General features: G+C 59.4%; 6 protein-coding genes and 1 pseudogene. 5 read left to right on the top strand and 2 right to left on the bottom strand.

The features are described 5' to 3' along the window. Window positions 1–15: 15 nt before the first annotated feature. A pseudogene (locus OC71_RS28535) lies at window positions 16–176 on the bottom strand (ATP-binding protein); the annotation flags it as partial. Between the two features lie 138 nt (window positions 177–314). Here OC71_RS28535 and OC71_RS17220 point away from each other — a divergent pair. Continuing rightward, window positions 315–596 (top strand): hypothetical protein, encoded by a 282-nt coding sequence (locus tag OC71_RS17220; protein WP_027613788.1) that lies wholly within the window; start codon window positions 315–317, stop codon window positions 594–596. Between the two features lie 105 nt (window positions 597–701). Next, window positions 702–1,538 (top strand): SDR family oxidoreductase, encoded by an 837-nt coding sequence (locus OC71_RS17215; RefSeq protein WP_041071729.1) that lies wholly within the window; start codon window positions 702–704, stop codon window positions 1,536–1,538. A 116-nt stretch (window positions 1,539–1,654) separates the two neighbouring features. Here OC71_RS17215 and OC71_RS17210 read toward each other — a convergent pair whose 3' ends face one another. Beyond that, window positions 1,655–3,859, bottom strand: a complete 2,205-nt coding sequence (locus tag OC71_RS17210) for an OsmC domain/YcaO domain-containing protein (protein WP_041071726.1) — start codon at window positions 3,857–3,859, stop codon at window positions 1,655–1,657. Between the two features lie 230 nt (window positions 3,860–4,089). Between OC71_RS17210 and proP the strand changes: the two genes are divergently transcribed. From proP to OC71_RS17195, 3 genes are all read left to right on the top strand, one after another. Continuing rightward, a complete protein-coding gene (gene proP, locus OC71_RS17205; RefSeq protein ID WP_041071723.1) occupies window positions 4,090–5,592 on the top strand; it encodes a glycine betaine/L-proline transporter ProP in 1,503 nt (500 codons plus the stop codon). Window positions 5,593–5,728: 136 nt separating this feature from the next. Further along, window positions 5,729–6,991 (top strand): MFS transporter, encoded by a 1,263-nt coding sequence (locus OC71_RS17200; protein WP_041071721.1) that lies wholly within the window; start codon window positions 5,729–5,731, stop codon window positions 6,989–6,991. Between the two features lie 90 nt (window positions 6,992–7,081). Continuing rightward, window positions 7,082–8,008 (top strand): alpha/beta hydrolase, encoded by a 927-nt coding sequence (locus OC71_RS17195; protein WP_052510603.1) that lies wholly within the window; start codon window positions 7,082–7,084, stop codon window positions 8,006–8,008. The last annotated feature ends 21 nt before the right edge of the window (window positions 8,009–8,029 follow it).

Raw genomic sequence — 8,029 nt, 5'->3', positions numbered from 1 at the left:
GTGGGAGCTTGCCTGCTAGCGGTTTCGGTGCATGACCATCTCCAGCCCCTCGCCCATGTCTGGCGCCTTAAAGTATCGAGTGATCAAATCAAACTCCGCTCCGACGCCGCCAACTCATGCTCGGCCAGCGTGTTACGTGCATGCAACCGAGCACGGCAGATGGCGTCATCCACTTTTTACCCGAGGCGATCTTGCCGCACATCAGGTGTAGTGTGGGTGCACGCATTGGGGACGCTTCCTTATGTCGATTGCTGGATAATGCCCAACGCCTGTCGGCGAGGCAATTGATGCGCATGACCCAACGAGGAACCCAGATGACCACAATCACCGCACGCCAATGCTCGTCCTGGGTGCTACTTACCCTGCTCGCCACCACCCTGGCGCTGACAGTCGGCTGTTCGAGCAAACGCTACGCCACCAACGGCTCGAACTGCTACGCCAAAGCCGTGCCTACTTCCGGCGAAGGTGGTCTGGCCTGGGGCGACACCTTGAGCATGGCGCGCAAGAAGTCGATGAATAACTGCATGCGCTATGCGAGCCGCTCCGGAGGGACGCCGAACACTTGCCAGGTAGTGCAGGCGCAGTGCAAGCGCTGAAGACAATTGATGAGTTCTGCTCATGAACCCTAGCAATCAGAACCGTATTGTTGAGCAATGAACAGCCCTATAAGGTGAAGGAATACCTGGAAAGAGCTGCCCACCATGAAAAATCCTGCACAAGTGGTCGTCGTCATCGGTCCCGGTTCTATTGGCCAGGCCATCGCCCGCCGGGTCAGTGCCGGCAAGCATGTGGTACTGGCTGACCTGAAACAGGAGAACGCCGACGCAGCAGCCAGAATCCTTTTCGATGCAGGGTTTGAGGTCACCGCGACGGTCGTCGACATCGCCTCTCGTGAATCGGTGCAGGCCCTGGTGCAGACCGCCACCGCCATCGGCGAGATCAGCGGCGTGATCCTTGCCGCTGGCGTTTCCCCTTCGCAGGCGCCAGTCGCGACCATTCTTCGAGTGGATCTGTATGGCACGGCGCTGGTGCTGGAGGAGTTCGGTAACGTCATCGCCAAGGGCGGCTCGGCGGTGGTGATCGCCTCGCAGTCTGGCCATCGCCTGCCGGCTCTGAGTGTCGAGCAGAACAAGGCACTGGCCACCACGCCGGTGGAAGAACTGTTGGCGTTACCGATGCTACAAGCTGATCAGATCAGCGATCCCTTGCACGCTTACCAGATTTCCAAACGCGGTAACTCGTTGCGGGTGATGGCCGAGGCGGTGCGTTGGGGCAAGCGTGGGGCGCGGGTCAATACCATCAGCCCGGGGATCATTTTCACCCCGCTGGCACGAGACGAACTGAGCGGCCCGCGTGGACCCGGCTATCAGCGCATGATCGACTTGAGCGCCGCCGGACGCGGTGGCACACCAGATGAAGTCGGCGCGGTCGGTGCGTTGCTGATGGGGCCGGAAGGCACGTTTATTACGGGTAGCGATTTCTTGATGGATGGGGGTGTGACGGCGGCGTACTTGTACGGCGATCTGGCGCCGCAGTAATCATTCACTGAGACGACCTGTTCTTTGGCAAGCCCGCCCGCACAGGTTTACGCAACCGTGGAGAGGGGATTCAGCCCCTCGCCACAGGCTCCTCACTACGAAGTGACCGTCTGCTATCAGCGCTTCAACGCCGCCGCATTCGCCCGCGCGGTGTGCAGCTTTTTGTAACTGTCGATCAGACGCAAATGCCGATCCAGCCCTTCGAGCTTCATGCTGGTCGGTGTCAGACCGTAGAAACGCACACTGCCGTTGACCGAACCAATCGCCGCGTCCATGCGCTCGTCGCCGAACATGCGACGGAAGTTGGCTTCGTAATCGGCCAGTTCCAGGTCTTCGTCCAGCTCCATCTCCAGGCACACATTCACCGCCTGATAGAACAAGCCGCGTTCGACAGTGTTGTCGTTGTATTGCAGGAAGGCTTCGACCAGGTCCTTGGCCTGCTCGAATTTCTGCAGGGCGAGGTAGATCAGCAGGCGCAGTTCCAGAATGGTCAGCTTGCCCCACGGCGTGTTGTCGTCGAACTCGATACCGATCAGCGTGGTGATGTCGGTGTAATCATCGAGCTCGCTGTTTTCCAGGCCTTGGGCCAGGTTGCGCAGACCAACTTTGCTCAAGCTGTGCAGGTTGAGGATGTCGGCGCGGAATTGCAGGGCCTTGTTGGTGTTGTCCCAGATCAGATCGTCGACCGGATAGATCTCCGAGTAATCCGGCACCAGGATCCGGCAAGCGTTGGCGCCGAGATCGTCGTAGACCGCCATGTAGGCTTCTTTGCCCAGGTTTTCGAGAATGCCGAACAGCGTTGCGGCTTCTTCGGCGTTGGAGTTTTCGCCCTGCCCCGAGAAGTCCCACTCGACGAATTCGAAGTCAGACTTGGCACTGAAGAAGCGCCACGACACCACACCGCTGGAGTCGATGAAGTGCTCGACGAAGTTGTTCGGTTCGGTCACTGCCTGGCCGGAGAACGTCGGTTGCGGCAAATCGTTCAAGCCTTCGAAGCTGCGGCCTTGCAACAGCTCGGTCAGGCTGCGCTCCAGCGCCACTTCCAGGCTCGGGTGCGCGCCGAACGAGGCGAACACGCCACCGGTGCGCGGGTTCATCAGGGTCACGCACATCACCGGGAATTCACCGCCCAGCGACGCATCCTTCACCAGCACCGGGAAGCCCTGCTCTTCCAGGCCTTTGATCCCGGCGAGAATGCTCGGGTACTTTTCCAGTACTTCCTGCGGCACGTCCGGCAGGGCCATTTCGCCTTCGAGGATTTCGCGTTTGACCGCGCGCTCGAAGATCTCCGACAGGCATTGCACCTGGGCTTCAGCCAAAGTGTTGCCGGCGCTCATGCCATTACTCAGGAACAGGTTTTCGATCAGATTCGACGGGAAGTACACCACCTCACCATCCGACTGGCGCACGAACGGCAGCGAGCAGATGCCACGTTGGGTGTTGCCGGAGTTGGTGTCGTACAGGTGCGAGCCTTTGAGTTCGCCGTCGCGGTTGTAAATGTCCAGGCAGTAGTCGTCGAGAATCTCTGCCGGCAACTCGTCTTTCGGGCCGGGCTTGAACCAGCGCTCGTTCGGGTAATGCACGAACTCGGCGGTGGCGATGTCTTCGCCCCAGAATTGATCGTTGTAGAAGAAGTTGCAGTTCAGGCGCTCGATGAACTCGCCCAGCGCCGAGGCCAGTGCGCCCTCTTTGGTCGCGCCCTTGCCGTTGGTGAAGCACATCGGCGAGTGCGCGTCACGGATGTGCAGCGACCAGACGTTAGGCACGATATTGCGCCACGAGGCGATCTCGATCTTCATCCCCAGATCCGCGAGAATCCCCGACATATTGGCGATGGTCTGCTCAAGCGGCAGGTCTTTACCAACGATGTAAGTGCCCGCCGCCGACGTCGAATGCGGCATCAGCAGCGCCTGCGCGTCGGCGTCGAGGTTTTCGACTTCCTCGATCACAAACTCGGGACCGGTCTGCACGACCTTCTTCACTGTGCAGCGATCAATCGAACGCAGAATGCCCAGGCGATCCTTTTCAGAGATGTCCGCCGGCAATTCGACCTGAATCTTGAAGATCTGGTTGTAGCGGTTTTCCGGGTCGACGATGTTGTTCTGCGACAGGCGAATATTGTCGGTCGGGATATTACGCGTCTCGCAATACAGCTTCACAAAGTAAGCCGCGCACAAGGCCGACGACGCCAGGAAGTAGTCGAACGGCCCCGGTGCCGAGCCATCGCCTTTGTAGCGAATGGGCTGATCGGCGATCACCGTGAAGTCGTCGAACTTGGCTTCAAGTCGAAGGTTGTCGAGAAAGTTGACCTTGATTTCCATGCGGGTTTACCAGAGAGCAAAAACGAATTGGCGGCCATTATCCGGGTTTTCAGCCTGACGTCTTGTGCTTTTGCGTAATCATCGCCGAGTGGGCTGTGCGGCGCCTGTGCGGCTGCGGACGACAAAAATGCCACGAGCAGTGAATTATTTCGTGTCTTCTTGTATCTGACGGAAAGAACCCATGCCACCAAAACAATGGCATCGAATCCGTTCAGCTATGAGTGACCCGCATGAAATCAAGGAAAAACAAGGTCAATCCCATCGGATTGAAAGACATCACCATTGTCGACGACGCCAAGATGCGCAAAGCGATCACCGCCGCCGCGCTGGGCAATGCCATGGAATGGTTCGACTTCGGGGTCTACGGATTTGTCGCCTATGCACTCGGCAAGATCTTCTTCCCCGGGGCTGATCCTGGCGTACAGATGATTGCAGCGCTGGCGACCTTCTCGGTGCCGTTCCTGATTCGTCCGCTGGGCGGGCTGTTCTTCGGTGCGCTGGGCGACAAATACGGGCGGCAGAAAGTGCTGGCCGCGACCATCGTGATCATGTCGCTGAGCACCTTCGCCATCGGCCTGATACCGTCCTATGAGTCGATCGGCATCTGGGCGCCGATCCTGCTGTTGCTGGCGAAAATGGCTCAGGGTTTTTCGGTCGGCGGTGAGTACACCGGCGCCTCGATCTTCGTTGCCGAATACGCGCCCGACCGCAAACGCGGCTTCCTCGGCAGCTGGCTGGACTTCGGTTCGATTGCCGGCTTCGTCCTCGGTGCCGGCGTGGTGGTGCTGATCTCGACGATCATCGGCGAAGAGAAATTCCTCGAATGGGGCTGGCGCCTGCCGTTCTTCCTCGCCCTGCCGCTGGGTATGATCGGCCTCTATCTGCGGCATGCACTGGAAGAAACTCCGGCATTTCAGCAGCACGTCGAAAAACTCGAAGAAGGCGACCGTGAAGGTCTGGCGGGCGGGCCGAAGGTTTCGTTCAAGGAAGTCGCGACCAAGCACTGGCGCAGCCTGATGACCTGCATTGGCGTGGTGGCGGTGACTAACGTCACCTATTACATGCTGCTGACCTACATGCCGAGCTATTTGTCGCACAACCTGCACTACAGCGAAAACCGTGGCGTGCTGATCATCATCGCGATCATGGTCGGCATGCTGTTCGTGCAGCCGGCGATCGGCTTTATCAGCGACAAGATTGGCCGCAAGCCCTTCATTGTTGTCGGCAGTATCGGTCTGTTTCTGCTGGCGATTCCGGCGTTCATGCTGATCAACAGCGGCAAGATCGGCCTGATCTTTTCCGGTTTGCTGATCCTCGCGGTGTTGCTGAATTTCTTCATCGGCGTCATGGCCTCGACCCTGCCGGCGATGTTCCCCACGCACATCCGCTACAGCGCGCTGGCCGCTGCATTCAACGTCTCGGTGCTGATCGCTGGTCTGACCCCGACCGCCGTGGCCTGGCTGGTGGAAAGTACCAACAACCTGTACATGCCGGCCTACTACCTGATGGTGATTGCTGTGGTCGGCCTGATCACCGGCGTGACCATGAAAGAGACCGCCAACAAACCGCTACGGGGTGCTGCACCGGCGGCGTCTGACCTTGAGGAAGCCAAGGAACTGCTCAAGGAACACCACGACCACATCGAGCAGAAAATCGAAGACATCGACGCCGAAATCGCCGAACTGGAAGCCAAACGCAAGGAGTTGGTGCAGCAGCATCCGCGCATTAACTGAGCCGTTTGCAGCGCGGCCACTCGAAACAGAGTCGAGTGGCCGCATAAGCGCCGTGCAACTCAATCCGCAGACGACCACTCACTGAATTGACGAAGGTTGCGCCATTCTAAGCAACCTCGATATCGAAGGTGCCAGCGTGGACACTCACTCCGATCGTCGCAACAACCTCTCGCTGGACAGCCTGAACTTCTTCCTCGCCGATGTGCGCGACGGACTCGGGCCGTATCTGGCCATTTACCTGTTGGCCGTGCATCACTGGGAACCGGCCAGCATTGGGCTGGTGATGACCCTCGCTGGCGTCGCCGCCCTTGTCACCCAGACGCCCGCCGGTGCACTGGTCGACAACACGCGCAGTAAACGCGCGGTCATCGCGATTGCCGCGTTGCTGGTGACCGGCAGTTGCGTGGTATTGCCCTTCGTGACGTCCTTCAGTCTGGTGGCGATCACTCAAGCGCTGAGCGCCGCAGCGGCATCGGTGTTCGCACCGGCCATCTCGGCGATCACCCTGGGCATCACCGGCCCGCGCGCGTTCACCCGGCGCACCGGACGCAACGAGACTTTCAACCATGCTGGCAACGCCTGCGCGGCGCTGCTGGCCGGTGGGTTTGCCTACTTGTTCGGGCCGGTGGCGGTGTTCTACCTGATGGCGGTCATGGCGCTGTGCAGCGTGATCGCCGTGAGCTTCGTCGACAGCAACGCCATCAACCATGATCTCGCCCGTGGGCTCGACCCAAGCGACGCCGCCCACGGCAAGACGCCATCGGGATTGACGGTGTTGCTGACCAACAAAGCGCTGCTGATGTTCGCTATCTGTTGTGCCCTCTTCCACTTGGCTAACGCGGCAATGCTGCCACTGGTGAGCCAGAAGCTGGCGCAGGTCAACTTGCAAATGGCGACGCCCCTGACTTCGGCCTGTATCGTCGCCGCGCAACTGGTCATGGTGCCGGTCGCCCTGCTGGTGGGGGTCAAAGCCGATGTGTGGGGACGCAAGCCGCTGCTGCTCGCGGGCTTCCTGATTCTTCCGTTGCGCGGTGTGCTCTACACCTTGTCCGCCGACCCTTACTGGCTAGTGGCGGTACAGATGCTCGACGGCGTCGGCGCAGGGATCTTCGGCGCGCTGTTCCCGGTGGTAGTGAAAGATCTGACCTTGGGCACCGGCCACTTCAACGTCAGCCTGGGTGCCCTATCGACGGTGTTCGGTCTGGGCGCAGCATTAAGTGCCAGCGTTGCGGGTGTTGTATTGCAGGAAGCCGGTTACAACGCGGCATTTCTGACCCTGGCGGTGATTGCCGGGGTGGCGCTGGTACTGTTGTGGATGACGGTGCCGGAAACCTTGCGGCAGGTGGGGAATGATGTGAATGTTCTTGACCGTGAGGCGCCCTTCACTGCTCCGCCGTAACACCCTATATCGTTAAGTGGGAATTGCTGACGAGGGAGGAAGGATTTGGCTGATAACAAGCTTGTGTTCACCGAAAGTGATTTGGCGCAAATGCAGCGCTTCAACCGCAAACTCGCCTGGTTGCCGCGGTTTCGCGTTCGCAATCGGCTGACGCCGCGTTTGATCCAGACATTGCTGCGCGTCAGTCAAATGCTCGGCGCGAACAAACCGGTCAAACACGGCCTTCAAGTGCAAAGCACTGTGGTTCATTCGCACGCTGCTTCAGTGCCTGTCCGAATCATCCGCCCACAAGGAAAGCCCAAGGGTGTGGTACTTGATTACCACGGTGGCGGCTGGGTGATCGGTAATGCACAGATGAACGATGACCTTAACATCGCAACGGTCACGGCTTGCAACGTGGCAGTGGTGTCAGTTGACTATCGGTTGGCAGTCAATACACCGGTTGAGGCGTTGATGGCGGATTGTCTTTGCGCCGCACGCTGGCTGCTGAGCGACGATTGCACGGAATTCGTTGGTCTGCCGGTGATCGTTGTCGGCGAATCAGCGGGTGCGCACTTGGCAACCGCAACGTTATTGGCACTCAAACCAGCACCCGGTTTGTTGCAGCGCGTCTGCGGCGCCTTGCTCTATTACGGCGTCTACGATCTCGCGGGCACCCCAAGCGTACACGGCGCACCTGCAGAAACGCTGGTGCTCGACGGCCCGGGCATGGTTGAGGCGCTGCGCCTGCTGACTCCAGGATTGAGTGATGATGAACGCCGGCAGGCGCCACTGTCTCCGCTTTACGGCGATTTGAGCGAATTGCCACCGGCGTTGATGTTCACCGGCGAATTGGATCCGCTGCGCGATGACACGCTGGAACTCGCTGAGCGTTGGCAACATTCGGCACCGGTTGAAGTACATCTACTGCCCTCGTCCGCCCATGGCTTTATTCATTTTCCTACCACCATGGCTAGTCGTGTTCTGGACTACAGCCGGGCGTGGCTTTCGCATCAGATCGGGGCAATTAAGGGCTAATTGGCGAGCCAAGCACTTTCC

Source organism: Pseudomonas sp. W15Feb9B (assembly GCF_000828175.1).
GTDB classification, from domain to species: Bacteria; Pseudomonadota; Gammaproteobacteria; order Pseudomonadales; family Pseudomonadaceae; genus Aquipseudomonas; species Aquipseudomonas parakoreensis.
The sequence above is the reverse complement of the archived record's forward strand: the minus strand, read 5'-3'. Positions and strand labels throughout refer to the sequence as shown.

Excerpts from the sequence above, each read along its gene's own strand:
- OC71_RS17210 (WP_041071726.1), bottom strand. The coding sequence starts at position 3,859 with ATGGAAATCAAGGTCAACTTTCTCGACAACCTTCGACTTGAAGCCAAG.
- OC71_RS17195 (WP_052510603.1), top strand. The coding sequence starts at position 7,082 with ATGCAGCGCTTCAACCGCAAACTCGCCTGGTTGCCGCGGTTTCGCGTT.
- proP (WP_041071723.1), top strand. The coding sequence starts at position 4,090 with ATGAAATCAAGGAAAAACAAGGTCAATCCCATCGGATTGAAAGACATC.
- OC71_RS17220 (WP_027613788.1), top strand. The coding sequence starts at position 315 with ATGACCACAATCACCGCACGCCAATGCTCGTCCTGGGTGCTACTTACC.
- OC71_RS17215 (WP_041071729.1), top strand. The coding sequence starts at position 702 with ATGAAAAATCCTGCACAAGTGGTCGTCGTCATCGGTCCCGGTTCTATT.